Consider the following 16,498-nt stretch of genomic DNA (forward strand, 5'->3'; position numbering starts at 1 on the left):
TCATCCAACCGAACCTTCGAGCGAGATCGAGATCAGCTTCTGCGCCTCGACGGCGAATTCCATCGGCAGCTGTTGCAGCACGTCCTTGACGAAGCCGTTGACGACGAGGCCGACCGCTTCCTCTTGGCTAAGACCGCGCTGGATGCAGTAGAACAGCACGTCCTCGGAGATCTTGGACGTGGTTGCCTCGTGCTCGAACACCGCCGAGGAATTCTTCGCCTCGATGTAGGGCACGGTGTGTGCGCCGCATTTGTCGCCGATCAAGAGCGAGTCGCAGGCGGTGAAGTTGCGCGCCCCCGACGCCTTGCGATGCGCGCTGACCAGGCCGCGATAGGTGTTCTGCGACTTTCCGGCGGCGATGCCCTTGGAGATGATCCGGCTCGACGTGTTCTTGCCGAGATGGATCATCTTGGTGCCGCTGTCGACCTGCTGGAAGCCGTTGGAGATCGCGATCGAGTAGAACTCGCCGCTGGAATTGTCGCCACGCAGGATGCAGCTCGGATATTTCCAGGTGATCGCCGATCCCGTCTCGACCTGGGTCCAGGAGATCTTGGAATTGGTGCCGCGGCAGTCGCCACGCTTGGTGACGAAATTGTAGATGCCGCCGACCCCTTCCGAATTGCCGGGGTACCAGTTCTGCACCGTCGAATATTTGATCTCGGCATCATCGAGCGCGACCAGCTCGACCACGGCGGCATGGAGCTGGTTCTCGTCGCGCTGCGGCGCGGTGCAGCCTTCGAGATAGGAGACGTAGGCGCCCTTGTCGGCGATGATCAGGGTGCGCTCGAACTGGCCGGTGTTGCGCTCGTTGATGCGGAAATAGGTCGACAGCTCCATCGGACAGCGCACGCCCGGCGGGATGTAGACGAACGAACCGTCGGAGAAGACCGCCGAATTGAGCGTGGCGAAATAATTGTCGGTGGTCGGCACCACCGTGCCGAGATATTTCTGCACGAGGTCCGGGTGCTCGCGCAGCGCCTCGGAGATCGGCATGAAGATCACGCCGGCCTTTTTCAGCTCCTCCTTGAACGTCGTCGCCACCGACACCGAGTCGAACACGGCATCGACCGCGATCCTGCTGCGCGGCGCCGCGGCCTCGCCGTCGACATTGGTTTCCGCCGCCGCAGGCCGCTCGACGCCCTCGAGGATTTCGACCTCGCGCAGGGGAATGCCGAGCTTTTCGTAGGTCTTCAGGATCTCCGGATCGATCTCGTCGAGCGAGGCCACCTTCTTCTTCGGCTTCGGCGCGGCGTAATAATAGAGATCCTGATAGTCGATCCTGGGATAGCCGACCCGCGCCCAGGTCGGCTCGGCCATGGTCAGCCAGCGGCGATAGGCCTCCAGCCGCCATTCCAGCATCCAGGCCGGCTCGTTCTTCTTGGCCGAGATGAAGCGGATGGTGTCTTCCGACAGCCCCTTCGGAGCCTTCTCGGATTCGATGACGGTCTCGAACCCGTAGCGATATTGATCGACGTCAATGCCCTTGACCCGATCAATGGTCTCCTGAACTGCTGCCATCGCTCACTCCGCTTGCAATGTTTCCGCCGCGGCCCGCGTCAGGCAGGGACGCAGGTGTCCGGCACCGGACAGACAGCAGCGCATTGCGGCGCGTCGAAATGGCCTTCGCACTCCGTGCACTTCTTCGGATCGATGATGTACATGTCGTTCTTGAGCCGAATGGCTGCGTTCGGGCACTCGAATTCGCATGCCCCGCAGACCGTGCATTGTGAGGCGATGATCTTGTAGGTCATGTGCAGCTCCCGCGATTCCTGCGACATCGAGCGATGTCATTCGCGCGTTATCTTTCAAGCGCCGTGCCAGAGAGCATTTGGTTGATTTCTAAGGAGGATTCTAAAGTTCGCCGGTCACGGCGAGCTGTCGCTCTCCCGACAGCATGTCGCAAGTGCGACAGGACGCGAGGTAAGCGGTAGTCTCCGAAATCGGACTGCCAACCGCGACGACGGTGCGCTCCCCTCCCCCTTGCGGGGAGGGGTCGGGGGTGTGGGTCCACGCGCACGCTGCATGTGATGCGCGCTGATGCTCTGTCGAGGACACCGGCCATCGTTGATACATCGAACCGCTGAGCAACCGAGCGTAAGCCGCGGCAAGACCTGCATAACGATCGAATGCACTCACAACGATTTGCGTTCGGAGACCCCCAACCCCTCCCCGCAAGGGGGAGGGGAGCCGACCACCACCGTGGTTGAAAGCTCGACTCTCACGATGACTGCAGCGGTCGACCGCAGCGTGCGCCCAAACAAAAGGGCGCGCCAGCCGCGCGCCCTTCAAAAAGCCGAAGCCAGGCCGCTCAGAACCGCTTGACCTCGATGTTGTGCTTCTTCAGCGCGTAGCCGATCTGGCGCGGCGTCAGGCCGAGCAGGCGGGCGGCCTTGGCCTGGACCCAACCGGACCGCTCCATCGCCTGCACGATGCGGTCGCGCTCCGGCACAGCGCCGCCCTCCATGCTATCGGAATACTCGCCGTCATCGGCATCGATCGCCGGCAGCTCGACGGGAGCCTCGACCGGCGCCGACGTCCGCGGCAGGATCGGCAGCGGCACCATCGGCTGGCCGCGCGGCGGCGGAGGCGTCACCGTATTGCCCTTCCACAGGATCGCCGACATGCACTCGTTGCGACTGCAGGCGAAGTCGTCCATGCCGATCGCCGAGCCCGTCGCCATGGTCGCGGTCCGCTGCACGCAGTTCTCCAGCTCGCGCACATTGCCAGGAAAGCCGCAATGCATCAGCACCTCGATGGCGCTGACGTCGAAGGTGAGATCGCGCTCGTTCTCGCAATTGAAGCGGCGCAGGAACTCGCGCGCCAACTGCGGGATGTCGCTGCGCCGCTCGCGCAACGGCGGCAATTTGATTGGCACCACGCTGATGCGGTAGTAGAGGTCGGCGCGGAACTCGTTGCGCGACACCGCCTCCTCGAGATTGCGGTTGGTGGCGGTGACGATGCGGACATCGACCTTGATGGTCTGGTTGCCGCCGACGCGCTCGAACTCCTGCTCCTGCAGCACGCGCAGCAGCTTGGCCTGGAACGCCGGGGAGATCTCGCCGATCTCGTCGAGGAACAATGTGCCCTTGTCGGCCAGTTCGAAGCGGCCCTTGCGAGCGTTGATCGCGCCTGTGAAGGCGCCCTTCTCGTGGCCGAACAGCTCCGACTCCAGCACCGTCTCCGGCAATGCGGCGCAGTTGATCTTGATGAACGGCCGCTTCGCGCGATTGGACAGTTCATGGATCGCCTTCGCCACCAGCTCCTTGCCGGTGCCGGATTCCCCGCGCAGCAGCACCGGCGCATTCGACTTGGCGACGACGTTGATCTTCTCCAGCAGCGCGCGCAGCGCCGGGCTGTCGCCGACGATGCCGTCGACCAGCACCCTCTTGCGATCCTTCGGCACCGGCTTCAGTTCCGAGAGCTCCTTCTGCAGCCGGTGGCTTTCCGCCATCAACCGCTCGCGGTCGCGCGCCACGACGCGATGCAGCTTGATGGTCTGGCCGATCAGATTGGCGACCATGGTCAGGAAGCGCACATCGGAATCCAGCCGGAAGACGGCGCGGCCGTCCCAGACCCGGTCGATCGTCAGGGTCCCGACGACGCGCTGGTCGATGCGGATGGGAACACCGAGGAAGGACACACGGGTGTCGGCGCCGGCGCCGAGCGTGGCCGCATCCGCATCGCTGAAGGCGGGATGATCGGCGACGTTCTCGGCGATCAGCGGCACGGCGGTGGCGACGATCTGGTCAATGGCCTTCTGCGGCAGGCGCTCGCGATAACGCTGGTCGCTGCCTTCGCTCCACCCGGCCCCGACTGCGAGATCGGGAATGCCGTCATCGGCGAGCAGCGACACCACGCCGTGGCGCATCTGCATGAAGGACTGCAACAGGTTGACGACGTTGGCGAGGGTGATCTCCAGCCGCGTCGGCGCGGCGAGGATTTTCGAGATTTCGAAAATTCCGGTCAGCGCGATCTCGCTGAGCGGGATCGGCGCGGCGTTGGACCTGACGTCCTGAGCTTCGACCTGACGTGTTTCCGTTTGGACCATCGTCGCTTCTCTGATCGTCACGAACGCCTTGGTGAAGCCGCCCGTGATTGTAGGTGTTCTAACATCCTCCCTTAACCGCAGATGATTGTCGTGCCTAACTTTGCTGCATTGCCGCAGAAGTAGTGTGCAACGGACAGATCAGAAAAGCTGCAGGCTTTCATGATGTTAACAAATTAGTTTGCACCCGTGACGATGCGTGCATTGCACGTCCGCCCGGGCGGCAAAGACGATGCGCCTGACGATTTCGCGTTGTCTTCTCGACATCTAGTATTCGCGTATCCGCCGGCATGTTTGCGACCGGATCGCAACGGACAACACCTGAACACCAACTTTCCACGTCCGGCCCGGCGCTCGTCTCCTTCGGCTGCCAGCCGCGGCATGACGCGTTCACATCCGCGTGTCGGCCGCGCGCGACTGTGATCAACCTAGAGGTGCTGGCCCCCGTTGATCTGAATCTCCTCGCCGGTCACGTAGCTCGCCGCATCCGAGCACAAAAAGAACAGCACCTTGGCGACCTCTTCCGGCGCGCCGATCCGGCGCATCGGAATCAGCGGCGAGAACCGCGCCTCGGTCTCCGGCGACACCATCTCGGTCTTGATCTCGCCCGGCGCGATGGCGTTGACGCGGATGCCATGCGGCGCGAAGTCGTGCGCCATCTCGCGAGTCAGGCAGGCGAGCGCCGCCTTCGAGGTCGCATAGGCTGTGCCCGCAAACGGATGGACGCGGGTGCCGACGATCGAGGTCACGTTGACGACCGCGCCCTGCCCGCGCTTCAGCTCCTCGAACAGCCCGCGCGCCAGCAGGATCGGTCCGAGAAAATTGACGTGAAAGACGGTCATCCAGGTTTCGACCGAGGTCGACAGCGAATCCAGCCGGCCGCCGTCGCCGGCCTTCGGAGAGATCGCGGCATTGTTGATCAAGGCATGCAGCGGCGCGCCGTCGAGCCGCTGCTTGATGTCGGCAATCGCACGCGGGATCGCCTTGCGATCGCTGAGATCGACCTGGACGTGATTGTCGGGACCGGCGTCCCACGGACAGCGGCCGCCATCGAAAGGCTGGCGCGAGCAGGTGATGATGCGCCAGCCGGCGTCGGAGAACAGCTTTGCGGTCGCATGACCGATGCCGCGCGAGCCGCCGGTCAGCACGAGCGTTTTCTGCTCGGTGCGCGCGGGCCGCTCGGCGGCGGCCATGTCTCGATGGAACGGGCACGCCGTGATGGTCTCGGCCGCCTCGATGACGGGTTCGCGGACGTCCTGGTCGAGATCGAGGCTCACCTCATCCGTCCTGATCCTGCGCCGCAACGCCACCAGGACGCCGGCTACCGAGCTTCGGCTGCTGCCTTTGCCTCAGACGTGGTCTGGGCGCAGGCTCCGCGACGATCGGAAATACCAGTGGTATCGCCATGCTCCGGTTGTGCAGATTCCGGGCCAGCGAAAACAGCGGGCAAAGCAGCCTTTTCCTGTCGGGTTCGCGACAGATTGGCGGGTTCTGGACACATCCCGCGTCGGCTTTGGACCGCGTCCTTCGCAAGACCGTCAAAGCGCGATCGTTTTCAGAATGATGGCCGATGGTCCAACTCTTGCTCGACGGAACCGATCATTCGAACTGGAAGACCGCTTGTCAGTCGAACGACGGACAGCCACGAGACGCCAACAGCGTATGGACCAGGACATGGGGACGAATGCAGTGCGCTTCGCCGTGGTCCTCGGGACCAACGACGTCGCGTCGGCGATCGGCGTGCATCTGCATCGTGCCGGCTTCTGCGTGGTGCTGTCGCATGATCCCAATCCGCCGGTCATGCGCCGCAAGATGGCGTTTCACGACGCCCTGTTCGGCGACACGGTCCGCGTCGAGAACGTGACCGGCGAGCGCATCGAGAGCACGATGGAGGTGTTCAAGGCGCTCGGCAATCCCCGGCACGTCCTCGTCACCCCACTTGGATTGCTCGATCTCCTGCCGGTCCGTCCCATCGACGTCCTGATCGACGCGCGGATGCAGAGGCGCGAAGTGACCCCGGACCTGCGCGGCATGACGCGGCTCTCGATCGGCATCGGTCCGGGTTTCTCGCCGTCGGCCAATTGCGATATCGCGATCGAGACCCGGCCGGACCGGGTCGGCCAGATCGTACGCCAGGGCTGGACGCTGGCAACGGATGATGTCGGCGCGCTCGTCGGCGTCGAGTGCCTGGTGCATTCGCCGCATGAGGGCCGATGGCATACTCCGATCGAGATCGGCACGCGCATCTACAAGGGCTTCGTGATCGGCCATCTCTCCGGCGCGCCGGTCACGGCCCCCCATGACGGCATCCTGCGCGGCATCGTCCGCGACGGCAGCGACCTGCCGGCCGGCATCGCGCTCGCCGAGATCGATCCACGCGGCCGTCATGCGCAGTGGACCGGGATCGATGCGCAGGGACAGGCACTCGCCCAGGCGACGCTGGCCGCCATGCGGCTGCATGTCGCGCACTGCATCAGGACGAGCGCGAGCCTGCCCGCGGACCTGCCCGCGGATCAGATCGTTTCGAACGATTCTGATTAGCCCGCGCCCTGCGCGCCGGCCTTGGCATCCCGGTTGCTTATCGTTTGCAGGAGCGAGCAACAGCCATGATCATCTGTTCCTGCAACGTCATCAGCGACACGGCCATTCGCGACGTCGTCACGGCGGCTGACATCACCTTCGGCTCGCCGGCGCAAGTGTATGATTGTCTCGGCTGCACGGTCCAATGCGGCCTCTGCTCGCGCTCGGTGAAACGGATTCTCGACGAGCGGCAGGCTGACACGGCCGTCGCGGCGGTGTGGCCGGTGCAGCCCGAGCCGGCGCCGTGCGCGATGATGTCCGCCGCGTAGCTCCGACACGGATTTGTCGGATGTCGGACAAAGGCGACAACGCCGAGCTGCACACGTCTATCCGCATCGCAGTCCGTCACCTCAATGCGTGTTGCTCTCGCTCCACGTCTCCAGGTCCTTGGCCGCCTCCGAGCGCTGCTCCTTCTCCGGCTTCTCGGCCCAGGGCTTGTCGGTCTGCTTCATCGAGCCCCAGTCGCTTTTCTGGCGCGGATCGTCCTTCGGCGTTTCCTTGCTCATCAGCTCGCTCCTTGTCCGCTCGCGCTCACCCGGCGGGATCCTCGGTGGCACGCCTCGACGGTGTGACCTGCGTGGCAATCATCGGGACGAGACGAAGTTCCAAGGCATGCTCGCCATAGGCGATCTGCCGCGGAGCTGCCGCCGCGTGCTCCGCGCTGCAAATTGCGAATAGCCGGTCGGATGGTTCGTTGCGGCCGGACTCACGCCGCGTCGGCCGGCACCATCGCCTCGATCGTGACGCCGGCGCCGGTGGAGGCCACCGTCAGGGTGCCCCCCAGCGCCAGCAGCCGCTCGCGCATGCCGGTGAGGCCGAAGCCGAGCTTGTACTCCGGGCTGAACCCGCGGCCGTCGTCGCGGACGCGCACCCGCGTGTAGCTGCGGCGATGGCCGGCCGTCGTCTGCTGCAGCGGCTCGATGGTGACGTCGACCGCGGTGGCCTCGGCGTGGCGGAACACGTTGGTCAGCGCCTCCTGCACCACCCGGTAGATCGTCAGCTCCGCCGTCTCGTTGCTGCGCACGACCGTGTCGGTGAAGCTGGTCTCGATCGCGACCTCCGGGCGCGACTCCCGCCACAGCCGCACCAAAGCGCCGAGCGCCTCGCGTAAGCCAAGCTCGGCGAGGCCGACGGGCCGCAGCCGCTCCAGGATGCGGCGGTTGAACTGCTGCACGGCGTTGACCTGGTCGAGGATCGCCTGGCCGTGCCGACGCATCGCGGCGACGTCGAGCGTCGCAGCCTCCGGCAATCGCATCAGCGCGCTGGCATGGGCGCGCAGCGCGAACAAATGCGGCCCGAACTCGTCATGCAGCTCGCGCGCGATCTCCTTGCGCTCGTGGTCCTGCAGCGACACCGTGCGCTCGGCCAGGCGGCGCTTCTCCTCCACCGCCTCGCCGAGCGCGCCGGCGAGATGGTTGAGCTTGGCGCAGAGCGCCGCGAGCTCGGGGGCGCCGCCCGGCTTGACGCGGGTATCGTAGGCGCCGGCCTCGATCCGGCTCATCGCGTCCGACAGATCCGAAAGCGGCGCCAGCGCGCGGCCGACCACGAGCATGGTGATCGCGAACAACGCCAGCCCGACCAGCGAGCCGACGACGAGCTGGGTGACGATGCCGTCCCAGATCTCCGCGATCTCGTCGTCGGGATGCGAGGTGATCACCAGCGAGTCACTCTGGCCGGCGACGATGACCGGCATGCTGACCGAGGTCTTGTCGGGATGCACCAGTGCGATGAACCACGCCGGTGCCGCGCGGCCGACGCCGGGAGAGGGCGGAGTCTGCGCCGGCATTCCCTGCCGTCTCACGCTGACGTGACGAAGCTGTCGGAGATCGCCGACGATCCGGTCCAGCCGCGCGTTCGGATCCGGCGCGTCGTTGACCTCGTCCATGATGGTCTCGACGAAGGCCCGCGTCAGGCGGATGACGCTCTGGTCCTCCGCCAGCACGCGCGGCGCCGCCTCCAGCACGAGACGGCCGATGTTGATGGCGAGGCCCAGCGTCAGCAGCAGCGCCAGCAGCACGTTGATGCGGGTCCGCAACGACCAATTCTGCCACATTCTCTCCGCCTCACCGCCACCGGGTTTCATGCGCACTCACATTGACAGACAAATCCGCCGGCGATCTAATTGCAACATCATGCAATACCGCGCAGCATGCATTAATGATGCATCGCAACAATGACGCGAGTTGGAAGTCCGGGACCCCAAGGCCATGCGCGTACTGATCGTCGATGACCATCCCATTGTGGCATCAGGCTGCCGGGCCCTGCTCTCGACCGATCCGGAGCTCGAGCTGATCGAAGCCGCGGACGCCGAGAGCGGCGAAGCCGGCTTCATCGCGCGCCGGCCGGACGTCTGCGTCGTCGACATCAACCTGCCGACCGTCTCCGGCTTCGAGCTGGCGCGGCGCATCCTCGCCCACGACGGCAATGCCCGGCTGATCATGTTCAGCATGAACGACGATCCGGTGTTCGCGGCGCGCGCCATCGACATCGGCGCCAAGGGCTACGTCTCCAAGAGCGGCGATCCGAACGATCTCGCCGAGGCGATCCGCGAGGTCGCCCGCGGCGGCAGCTATCTGCCGCCGGCGATCGCGCGCAGCATCGCGTTCGCGGGCGCCGCCGTCGCGCAGAGCCCACTGGCGAAACTGACCTCGCGCGAGCTCGAGATCCTGCGCCTGCTCAGCGCCGGCAAGAGCCTGTCGGAGATTGCCTGGCTGATCCACTCGTCCTACAAGACCGTCGCCAACACCTCCTCGATCATCCGCCAGAAGCTCGGCGTGCGAACATCCGGCGAGCTGGTGCGTTTGGCGATCGAGAACGGCGTTGCTTGACTCGTCCCGACTGAACGACGCTGCCTGACACGCGTTGGCGACAGCCACGCCAACAGCCCGACATCATTGCCGAACAGGTGATCCCATGACGCTCACGACCGTCTCCCAGAACAAATCCCATGGCGGCGTCCAGGGTGTCTACCGCCACGCCAGCCAGGAGACCAGGACCGAGATGACGTTCTCGGTGTTCGTGCCGCCGCATGCCGACGGCGCGAAGCTGCCGGTCGTCTGGTATCTCTCCGGCCTGACCTGCACCCACGCCAACGTCACCGAGAAGGGCGAGTTTCGCGCCGCCTGCGCCGAGCTCGGCCTCGTCTTTGTGGCGCCCGACACTTCGCCGCGCGGCGACGACGTGCCCGGCGATCCCAACAACGCCTATGATTTCGGCCTCGGCGCCGGCTTCTATGTCGACGCGACCGAGGCACCGTTCGCGAAGAACTACCGGATGTGGAGCTACGTCACCGAGGAGCTGCCGAGCGTGGTCGCGGCGAACTTCCCGGTCGATCCGCGCCGGCAGTCGGTGATGGGCCACTCGATGGGCGGCCATGGCGCGCTCACGGTGGCGCTGCGCAACCCCGACCGCTATCGCGCCGCCAGCGCGTTCTCGCCGATCGTGGCGCCGTCGCAGGTGCCGTGGGGCGAGAAGGCCCTGGGCGGCTATCTCGGCGCCGACAAGGCGGCGTGGCGCAAGCACGATGCGGTGGCGCTGATCGAGGACGGCGCGCGCGTCTCCGACCTGCTGGTCGATGTCGGCACCGCCGATCAGTTCCTGACCCAGCAGTTGCGCCCGGAGTTGCTCAAGGCCGCTTGCGACAAGGCCCACATCCCGCTGCTGCTGCGCAAGCAGGAGGGCTACGACCACAGCTACTACTTCATCTCGACCTACATGGCCGATCATCTGCGCTGGCACGCCGCGCGGCTCGGCCGCTGACATCAGCCGCGGCCTTGATTTGCCCGACGGGCGCGATCGCGCGCCGTCGAGGCAATGTCATGATCTTCACCGTCCGATCATCTCCTGCGCGCGCAGGCCGATTTCCGCAGGCCGCGCAAGGCGATCACCGTGTCCAGTGCGTCGGGGAAAAAGATTCTGCTTTCGCTTTTCCAGAAAACATGATTGTATCGCGCCATCCCGCCTCGTCGAGAGGGCGTATCGCGGTCGTCACGAACGTGGAGGCGGGATGCGGTGGACGCCGGCGGCGCGCAGCATGCTCGCGAGAGCATGCGGACGAACGCGCCGCGGCGTACGGCCAAGTCGCGTGGTCCTGGCATCCCGATGCCGATGCCCCCGTGGCGGCGCGTGAGAAGCGTGTCGTCGCGCACGGTGACCAGAAAGCCCGGCGCACCGGGGAGAACGCGAAGCAACCGTTAAGACCATCCGCGCAGGGAGGGCCGGGATGTCCCAGCCGAACCTGTGGTACCTGCCGCCTGCATTTTCTTCTGCAGGCGGGCCATGGGGGCGGCAGGCTCCCGGCCTTCCCTGCGCCTCTTGTTTTAAGGGGCGACCGGCACGCAGAGCTCGGGCGTCATCCGCCGCGAGAATGCACCGTCATATCTCGTCGGCTATTGCGCCTGCGGCGCGCCGTAGTTCGGCGCCAGCAGGCGGTTGCGGATCAGCCAGGCCATGGTGCGGGTCCAGGATTCGTCGGTGTTGCCGCGCATGTCGGCGGTCATTGCCGCGACCGGCTTCCCGGTATGCGCGTCGCGCAGATAGATGTTCATGTTGAGGATGAGATTGGAGACCTTCTGCACGGTGCCCGTGATGGCGAGATCGGCGCCGATGTCGCCCGCGAGCTTGACGTCGCAGCCGCCGCAGGCCTGCAGATTGCTGTGGTGCGCCGCATCGTTGACGGGAGCGATGTCAAGGACGCGAAAACGTCCGGAATCCTGCAGCGCCGATCGCAACTGCTCGGCGGCGTGCGCCAGCCTGGTCTGCTCGTCCTGGCGCGGGCCCTGCACCTCGCCCTGCAGGCTGGTGTCGATCAGCTCGAAGTCGAACACCGCCACCTTGGTCGGCTCGGCATGCACTGATGTCGCAGACATCAGGATCAGGAACGCGAAGAGAACGGCAGGTTTCAAGGTCGTGATCCGAAATGACGCGACAGCGGCCAAAAGTGGGGTTGAAAGCTAGGCCAATTCGTTCATCTTGCAAGACGAAACCTCGCCGGAAAAGGACGAGGGAACAGTGGGAGGACATGTGGTCCTGGGAGTTCTGGCCCGATCTCTGATCGGCGCGATCGGCCTCATCGCCGCCGCAACCGCCGCCGTCGCGGCGGAGCCGGTCGACATCGCGATCGGCTATCTCGGCCGCGCGAGCGTGCCGCAGACGTTGTCGCCGCTCGACCAGCCGGCGGCCGATGATGGCGTGGCCGGCGCGAAGCTCGCGATCGAGGACAACAACACCACCGGCAAGTTCCTCAACCAGCGCTTCACTTTGATCGAGCGCCGCATCAAGGACGACGAGGACGCGGCGCAGGCCGTCAATGAGCTCGCGGGAAAGGCCGGCTTCATTCTCGCCGACCTTCCGGCGGATGCGCTGCTGAAGGTCGCAGACGCCCTGCGCGGACGTGGCACCACCCTGCTCAATGTCGGCGCCACGGACGACCGCCTGCGCGAGCAGGACTGCCGCGCCAACGTCATCCATGTCGCCCCGACACGCTCGATGCTGGCCGATGGGCTTGGGCAGTATCTGGTATGGAAGCAGTGGAAGCGCTGGCTTCTGGTCACCGGCTCGCACGACAACGACAAGCTGTTCGCCGACGCGCTGCGTCGCGCCGCCACCCGTTTCGGCGCTAGAATCGTCGAGGAGCGCACCTTCGAGGACACCGGCGGCGCGCGGCGCACTGACTCTGGCGTGACCCTGATCCAGCGCCAGATGCCGGTGTTCACGCAGAAGGCGCCGGCCTATGACGTGCTGGTCGCCGCCGACGAGAGCGAGGTGTTCGCCAACTACCTGCCCTATCGCACCTGGGATCCGCGCCCCGTCGCGGGCTCCGCCGGCCTGCGTCCGACCAGCTGGGATCCGGCGCAGGACCAGTGGGGCGCGACGCAATTGCAGAACCGCTTCATGAAGCTGGCATCACGCCGCATGGACGCGTTGGACATGCAGGCCTGGATGGCCGTGCGCATGATCGGCGAGGCCGCCTCGCGCACCAACTCCGGCGACGCGAAGACGTTGACCGACTATCTCAAGGGCCCGAACTTCACCATCGCCGCCTTCAAGGGCACGAGGCTCTCGCTGCGCGACTGGAACCTGCAACTGCGCCAGCCGATCCTGCTGGCTGACGGCCGCATGATCGTCTCGGTCTCGCCGCAGGAGGGTTTCCTGCATCAAGTCTCCGAGCTCGACACCCTCGGTGTCGACCGCCCCGAAACCAAGTGCAAGCTGCAATGATGTCGGATTGGAAGATGTTGATGACGATGCGCAGTCCGACAACCAATGTGGCTATCGGTCTGGGGCCTCATGGTTCGAGACGCGCCCAAGACGGCGCTCCTCACCATGAGGGTCAAGAGCCGAGGGCGGCACTGCACACCGACCATGAACACGCCGAGAGGCGTGTTCATGGAGAGGGGCGAGATCACGGGGAGGTTCAGCAGCAAGGTCTCGAGCGCGCATGGCTTGGATCTAACCGCGCACACCGGCCTCGTCCTGAGGAGCCCGCCGGAGGCGGGCGTCTCGAAGGACGGCCACGGCTTCGCAGGTATGTCGGCATGGCAGCCAGCCTGCTCACCGCCGCGCTGTGGCTGGCCCACGCGTCGCCCGCCTCCGCCTACGTCGCCTTCGTCTCCAACGAAAAAGGCAACACCGTCTCCGTCATCGATACCGACACATGGACCGTCACCAAGACCATCAAGGTCGGCCAGCGGCCGCGCGGCATCGCGTTCACGCGCGACGGCAAGTTCGTGATGGTCGCCGTCGGCGATGACGACACCATCCAGGTGATCGACGCCAGGAAGATGGAGGTGGTGGACACCCTGCCCTCCGGCCCGGATCCCGAGCTGTTCGCGCAGGACGCCGCCGGCAAGACGCTCTATGTCGCCAACGAGAATGACAACACCGTCACCGTGCTCGACCTCGAAAAGCGCGTGCGCATCGGCGATGTCCAGGTCGGCGTCGAGCCCGAGGGCATGATGCTCAGCCCGGACGGCAAGATCCTGATCTGCACCTCCGAGACCACCAACATGGCGCATTTCATCGACACGTCGACGCGCCAGATCGTCGCCAACGTGCTGGTCGATGCGCGGCCACGCTATGCCGAGTTCAAGAGCGACGGCTCGGAACTGTGGGTGTCGGCGGAGATCGGCGGCACGGTGTCGATCATCGATCCCGCCAAGCGCGAGGTCACCGGCAAGATCAAGTTCGCCGTGCCCGGCCTGCGCAGCGAGGCCATCCAGCCGGTCGGCATCGCCCTGACCAAGGATGGCAAGACCGGCTTCGTCGCACTCGGCCCCGCCAACCGCGTCGCGGTCGTCGACGGCACCACCCACGAGGTGAAGAAATATCTCCTGGTCGGCCAGCGCGTCTGGCACATGGAATTCACGCCGGATGAGAGATATCTTCTGGTCACCAACGGCGTCTCCAACGACGTCTCGGTGATCGACGTCGCGGCGCAGAAGGTGATCAAGACCATCCAGGTCGGCGAGCTGCCCTGGGGCATCACGATCGCACAGCCATGACGACGCAGAACGCACCCGCTCTCGACGCGACAGGCGCCACGCCGCAAACGGCTCCCGACCAGGTACCGGCACTGTCGGTCGCCGGCGTCAGCCATTCCTACGGCGCACGCAAGGCGCTCAACGACGTCAGCTTCGCCGTGAGGCCTGCGAGCTTCACCGCCCTGCTCGGCCTCAACGGCGCCGGCAAGAGCACCTTGTTCTCGCTGATCACGCGGCTGTTCGCGGTGCAGACCGGCCGGATCGGCATTTTCGGCCATGACATCGGCCGCACGCCGGGCGAGGCGCTGCGGCTGCTCGGCGTCGTGTTCCAGCCGCGCACACTCGATCTCGATCTGTCGCTGACGCAGAACCTGCTCTACCACGCCGCGCTGCACGGCATCTCGCGCCGCGAGGCCCGCGCCCGCAGCGAGGAGCTGCTGACACGGATCGGCCTCGCCGACCGCGCCGGCAACAAGGTGCGTGACCTCTCCGGCGGCCAGATGCGCCGCCTTGAAATCGCCCGTGCCCTGCTGCACCGGCCGCGCCTCCTGCTGCTCGACGAGGCCACCGTCGGTCTCGACGTCAAGGCTCGCGCCGACATCGTCGGTCATGTCCGTCAGCTCGTCACCGAGCAGGGCATCGGCGTGCTCTGGGCCACGCATCTGTTCGACGAGATCGCGCCGACCGACGATCTCGTGGTGCTGCATCAAGGCCGCGTGCTGGCGCGCGGGCCGGTGCCGCAGGTGATCACCGAGGCCGGCGCGTCCGACGTCAACGCCGCGTTCGCGCGGCTGACGACGCAGGCCAGCCCGGCGCGGAGTGCAGAGTCATGACCGTCACGACCGTCCACTCACCCGCCCCCACACGCAGCGGCTTCTCGGCCGGCGAATACATCACCTGCCTCACCGGCATCGTCTGGCGCGAGGGGCTGCGCTTCCTGCACCAGCGCGAGCGCTTCGTCTCGGCGCTGGTGCGGCCGCTGGTCTGGCTGTTCATCTTCGCCGCCGGCTTCCGCCAGGTGCTGGGCATCTCGATCATCCCGCCCTACGAGACCTACATCCCCTACGAGGTCTATATCGCGCCCGGCCTGATGGCGATGATCCAGCTGTTCAACGGCATGCAGTCGTCGCTGTCGATGGTCTACGACCGCGAGATGGGCAACATGCGCACTTTGCTGGTGAGCCCGCTGCCGCGCGGCTATCTCCTGTTCTGCAAGCTGCTCGCCGGCACCGCCGTCTCGGTGCTGCAGGTCTACGCGTTTCTCGCGATCGCCTGGTTCTGGGACATCACCCCGCCGCCGATGGGCTATCTCACCGTGCTGCCGGCGCTGGTCCTCTCCGGGCTGATGCTCGGCGCGCTGGGCATGCTGATCTCCTCCGGCATCAAGCAGCTCGAGAACTTTGCCGGCGTCATGAACTTCGTGATCTTCCCGATGTTCTTCGCCTCGTCGGCGCTCTACCCGCTGTGGCGCGTCGAGGAAGGCAGCCCGTGGCTCGCTTATCTCTGCGAGGCCAACCCCTTCACCCACGCGGTCGAGCTCATCCGCTTCGCGCTCTATGGCAAGCTGAACTGGGTTTCGCTCGCGGTGGTCGGCGGCTGTACCGCCGTGTTCATGATCGGCGCGATCCTGGCCTACGATCCGTCGCGGGGTCTTGTCAGGCGTGGTCCCGGAGGCGAGGCATGAGGTTGAGAACGATCCTGGCGGCCGTCGCCATCGCAGCGTCAGCAGGCGCTGCGATGGCCGCCGATCCGCGCTATCCGGATTGGCCCTGCCCGCAGGCCAAGGTGCCGGAAATCTCCATCGCGGCCGTGTGGTCCGGCCCTGCGATCGACGATGTCGGCGCGAGCTGGAAGGACGACGCCAAGATCGCGGAGCTGGTCGCCAGGCTGGCGGCGCGCCGCATCCCGCTGGAGCAGGCGCAGAAGGACGTCGCCGATTTCCTGACCGGTACGCCTGAGGAGAAGACCCGCAAGGGCAAGCTGCTGTTTGCCGGCCTGTTCGATACGCTGAACGCCCAGCGGACGTCGGTCATGAACGGCCTCGAGCGCGTCATGCGCAAGCAGCGCGAAGCGGTCGAGAAGGTGCGCGGCGACACCATCGCGTTGCAGGAGATGCACAGCGGGCCCAACCCGGATCAGGCCAAGGTCGAGGAGATGACCAACCAGTTGAACTGGGAGACGCGCATCTTCGAGGACCGGCGTCGCGTGATGAAGTTCGTCTGCGAGGTCCCGACCGCGATCGACCAGCGCCTGTTCGCCCTGGCCCGCGAGATCCTGCAGGACATGGAGTAGATCCGCGGATGCCGTTCGCTCCCGACCAACGACGCAGAGAGCGAGCACACCAGTGCCTCCACGACGTCATGGCCGGACTCGTCCCGGCCATCCACGTCTT

The 16,498-nt window shown here is 65.8% G+C and carries 16 protein-coding genes; 9 read left to right on the plus strand and 7 right to left on the minus strand.

The annotated features are described in order from the left end of the window. From sufB to ACQR2C_RS01055, 4 genes are all read right to left on the minus strand, one after another. Complete coding sequence (gene sufB, locus ACQR2C_RS01040; protein ID WP_434880235.1) at nucleotides 1–1,518, minus strand: Fe-S cluster assembly protein SufB; 1,518 nt, start codon at nucleotides 1,516–1,518, stop codon at nucleotides 1–3. 38 nt (nucleotides 1,519–1,556) lie between these two features. Further along, nucleotides 1,557–1,751: a 4Fe-4S dicluster domain-containing protein gene (locus ACQR2C_RS01045; protein WP_006609648.1), complete on the minus strand. Its 195-nt coding sequence runs from the start codon at nucleotides 1,749–1,751 to the stop codon at nucleotides 1,557–1,559. A gap of 557 nt (nucleotides 1,752–2,308) precedes the next feature. Then, nucleotides 2,309–4,048 (minus strand): nif-specific transcriptional activator NifA, encoded by a 1,740-nt coding sequence (gene nifA, locus ACQR2C_RS01050; protein ID WP_315803703.1) that lies wholly within the window; start codon nucleotides 4,046–4,048, stop codon nucleotides 2,309–2,311. 425 nt (nucleotides 4,049–4,473) lie between these two features. Next, nucleotides 4,474–5,322 (minus strand): SDR family NAD(P)-dependent oxidoreductase, encoded by an 849-nt coding sequence (locus ACQR2C_RS01055; RefSeq protein ID WP_316239538.1) that lies wholly within the window; start codon nucleotides 5,320–5,322, stop codon nucleotides 4,474–4,476. A 397-nt stretch (nucleotides 5,323–5,719) separates the two neighbouring features. Between ACQR2C_RS01055 and ACQR2C_RS01060 the strand changes: the two genes are divergently transcribed. Both ACQR2C_RS01060 and ACQR2C_RS01065 read left to right on the plus strand, forming a co-directional pair. Then, entirely contained in the window at nucleotides 5,720–6,586 is an 867-nt protein-coding gene (locus ACQR2C_RS01060; protein WP_316217002.1) for a xanthine dehydrogenase, read from the plus strand. A gap of 65 nt (nucleotides 6,587–6,651) precedes the next feature. Further along, nucleotides 6,652–6,894, plus strand: a complete 243-nt coding sequence (locus ACQR2C_RS01065; protein ID WP_316179915.1) for a (2Fe-2S)-binding protein — start codon at nucleotides 6,652–6,654, stop codon at nucleotides 6,892–6,894. Nucleotides 6,895–6,975: 81 nt separating this feature from the next. Here the strand turns inward: ACQR2C_RS01065 and ACQR2C_RS01070 are convergent, their stop codons facing one another. Further along, nucleotides 6,976–7,131, minus strand: a complete 156-nt coding sequence (locus tag ACQR2C_RS01070) for a hypothetical protein (protein ID WP_315803707.1) — start codon at nucleotides 7,129–7,131, stop codon at nucleotides 6,976–6,978. A 200-nt stretch (nucleotides 7,132–7,331) separates the two neighbouring features. Beyond that, on the minus strand, nucleotides 7,332–8,678 hold the full coding sequence (locus ACQR2C_RS01075; protein ID WP_434880236.1) for an ATP-binding protein: 1,347 nt from the start codon (nucleotides 8,676–8,678) through the stop codon (nucleotides 7,332–7,334). A gap of 154 nt (nucleotides 8,679–8,832) precedes the next feature. On the opposite strand from ACQR2C_RS01075, the gene ACQR2C_RS01080 reads away from it, so the two are divergent. Beyond that, nucleotides 8,833–9,453, plus strand: a complete 621-nt coding sequence (locus ACQR2C_RS01080; RefSeq protein WP_315803709.1) for a response regulator transcription factor — start codon at nucleotides 8,833–8,835, stop codon at nucleotides 9,451–9,453. An 85-nt stretch (nucleotides 9,454–9,538) separates the two neighbouring features. Beyond that, entirely contained in the window at nucleotides 9,539–10,384 is an 846-nt protein-coding gene (fghA, locus tag ACQR2C_RS01085) for an S-formylglutathione hydrolase (protein WP_316179912.1), read from the plus strand. Nucleotides 10,385–11,013: 629 nt separating this feature from the next. On the opposite strand, the gene ACQR2C_RS01090 is transcribed toward fghA, so the two are convergent. Beyond that, nucleotides 11,014–11,493 (minus strand): DUF3280 domain-containing protein, encoded by a 480-nt coding sequence (locus ACQR2C_RS01090; protein WP_315803802.1) that lies wholly within the window; start codon nucleotides 11,491–11,493, stop codon nucleotides 11,014–11,016. A gap of 169 nt (nucleotides 11,494–11,662) precedes the next feature. Here ACQR2C_RS01090 and ACQR2C_RS01095 point away from each other — a divergent pair, with 169 nt between their 5' ends. The 5 genes from ACQR2C_RS01095 (at nucleotide 11,663) to ACQR2C_RS01115 (ending at nucleotide 16,398) form a co-directional block, all read left to right on the plus strand. Continuing rightward, entirely contained in the window at nucleotides 11,663–12,844 is a 1,182-nt protein-coding gene (locus tag ACQR2C_RS01095) for an ABC transporter substrate-binding protein (protein WP_434880471.1), read from the plus strand. A gap of 317 nt (nucleotides 12,845–13,161) precedes the next feature. Continuing rightward, a complete protein-coding gene (locus ACQR2C_RS01100) occupies nucleotides 13,162–14,127 on the plus strand; it encodes a YVTN family beta-propeller repeat protein (RefSeq protein ID WP_434880237.1) in 966 nt (321 codons plus the stop codon). Continuing rightward, nucleotides 14,124–14,939: an ABC transporter ATP-binding protein gene (locus tag ACQR2C_RS01105; protein WP_434872640.1), complete on the plus strand. Its 816-nt coding sequence runs from the start codon at nucleotides 14,124–14,126 to the stop codon at nucleotides 14,937–14,939. Before ACQR2C_RS01100 ends, ACQR2C_RS01105 begins: the two co-directional genes overlap by 4 nt. Further along, nucleotides 14,936–15,790: an ABC transporter permease gene (locus ACQR2C_RS01110; protein ID WP_434872641.1), complete on the plus strand. Its 855-nt coding sequence runs from the start codon at nucleotides 14,936–14,938 to the stop codon at nucleotides 15,788–15,790. The genes ACQR2C_RS01105 and ACQR2C_RS01110 overlap by 4 nt, the downstream gene beginning before the upstream one ends. Next, a complete protein-coding gene (locus tag ACQR2C_RS01115) occupies nucleotides 15,787–16,398 on the plus strand; it encodes a hypothetical protein (RefSeq protein ID WP_434872642.1) in 612 nt (203 codons plus the stop codon). The genes ACQR2C_RS01110 and ACQR2C_RS01115 overlap by 4 nt, the downstream gene beginning before the upstream one ends. Nucleotides 16,399–16,498 lie beyond the last annotated feature (100 nt).

This window comes from Bradyrhizobium sp. HKCCYLRH3061, from assembly GCF_051168015.1.
Lineage (GTDB): Bacteria > Pseudomonadota > Alphaproteobacteria > Rhizobiales > Xanthobacteraceae > Bradyrhizobium.

Excerpts from the sequence above, each read along its gene's own strand:
- ACQR2C_RS01060 (WP_316217002.1), top strand. The coding sequence starts at position 5,720 with ATGGGGACGAATGCAGTGCGCTTCGCCGTGGTCCTCGGGACCAACGAC.
- sufB (WP_434880235.1), bottom strand. The coding sequence starts at position 1,518 with ATGGCAGCAGTTCAGGAGACCATTGATCGGGTCAAGGGCATTGACGTC.
- ACQR2C_RS01080 (WP_315803709.1), top strand. The coding sequence starts at position 8,833 with ATGCGCGTACTGATCGTCGATGACCATCCCATTGTGGCATCAGGCTGC.
- ACQR2C_RS01100 (WP_434880237.1), top strand. The coding sequence starts at position 13,162 with ATGGCAGCCAGCCTGCTCACCGCCGCGCTGTGGCTGGCCCACGCGTCG.
- nifA (WP_315803703.1), bottom strand. The coding sequence starts at position 4,048 with ATGGTCCAAACGGAAACACGTCAGGTCGAAGCTCAGGACGTCAGGTCC.
- ACQR2C_RS01070 (WP_315803707.1), bottom strand. The coding sequence starts at position 7,131 with ATGAGCAAGGAAACGCCGAAGGACGATCCGCGCCAGAAAAGCGACTGG.
- ACQR2C_RS01090 (WP_315803802.1), bottom strand. The coding sequence starts at position 11,493 with ATGTCTGCGACATCAGTGCATGCCGAGCCGACCAAGGTGGCGGTGTTC.
- ACQR2C_RS01045 (WP_006609648.1), bottom strand. The coding sequence starts at position 1,751 with ATGACCTACAAGATCATCGCCTCACAATGCACGGTCTGCGGGGCATGC.
- ACQR2C_RS01105 (WP_434872640.1), top strand. The coding sequence starts at position 14,124 with ATGACGACGCAGAACGCACCCGCTCTCGACGCGACAGGCGCCACGCCG.
- ACQR2C_RS01065 (WP_316179915.1), top strand. The coding sequence starts at position 6,652 with ATGATCATCTGTTCCTGCAACGTCATCAGCGACACGGCCATTCGCGAC.
- ACQR2C_RS01075 (WP_434880236.1), bottom strand. The coding sequence starts at position 8,678 with ATGTGGCAGAATTGGTCGTTGCGGACCCGCATCAACGTGCTGCTGGCG.
- ACQR2C_RS01115 (WP_434872642.1), top strand. The coding sequence starts at position 15,787 with ATGAGGTTGAGAACGATCCTGGCGGCCGTCGCCATCGCAGCGTCAGCA.
- ACQR2C_RS01110 (WP_434872641.1), top strand. The coding sequence starts at position 14,936 with ATGACCGTCACGACCGTCCACTCACCCGCCCCCACACGCAGCGGCTTC.
- fghA (WP_316179912.1), top strand. The coding sequence starts at position 9,539 with ATGACGCTCACGACCGTCTCCCAGAACAAATCCCATGGCGGCGTCCAG.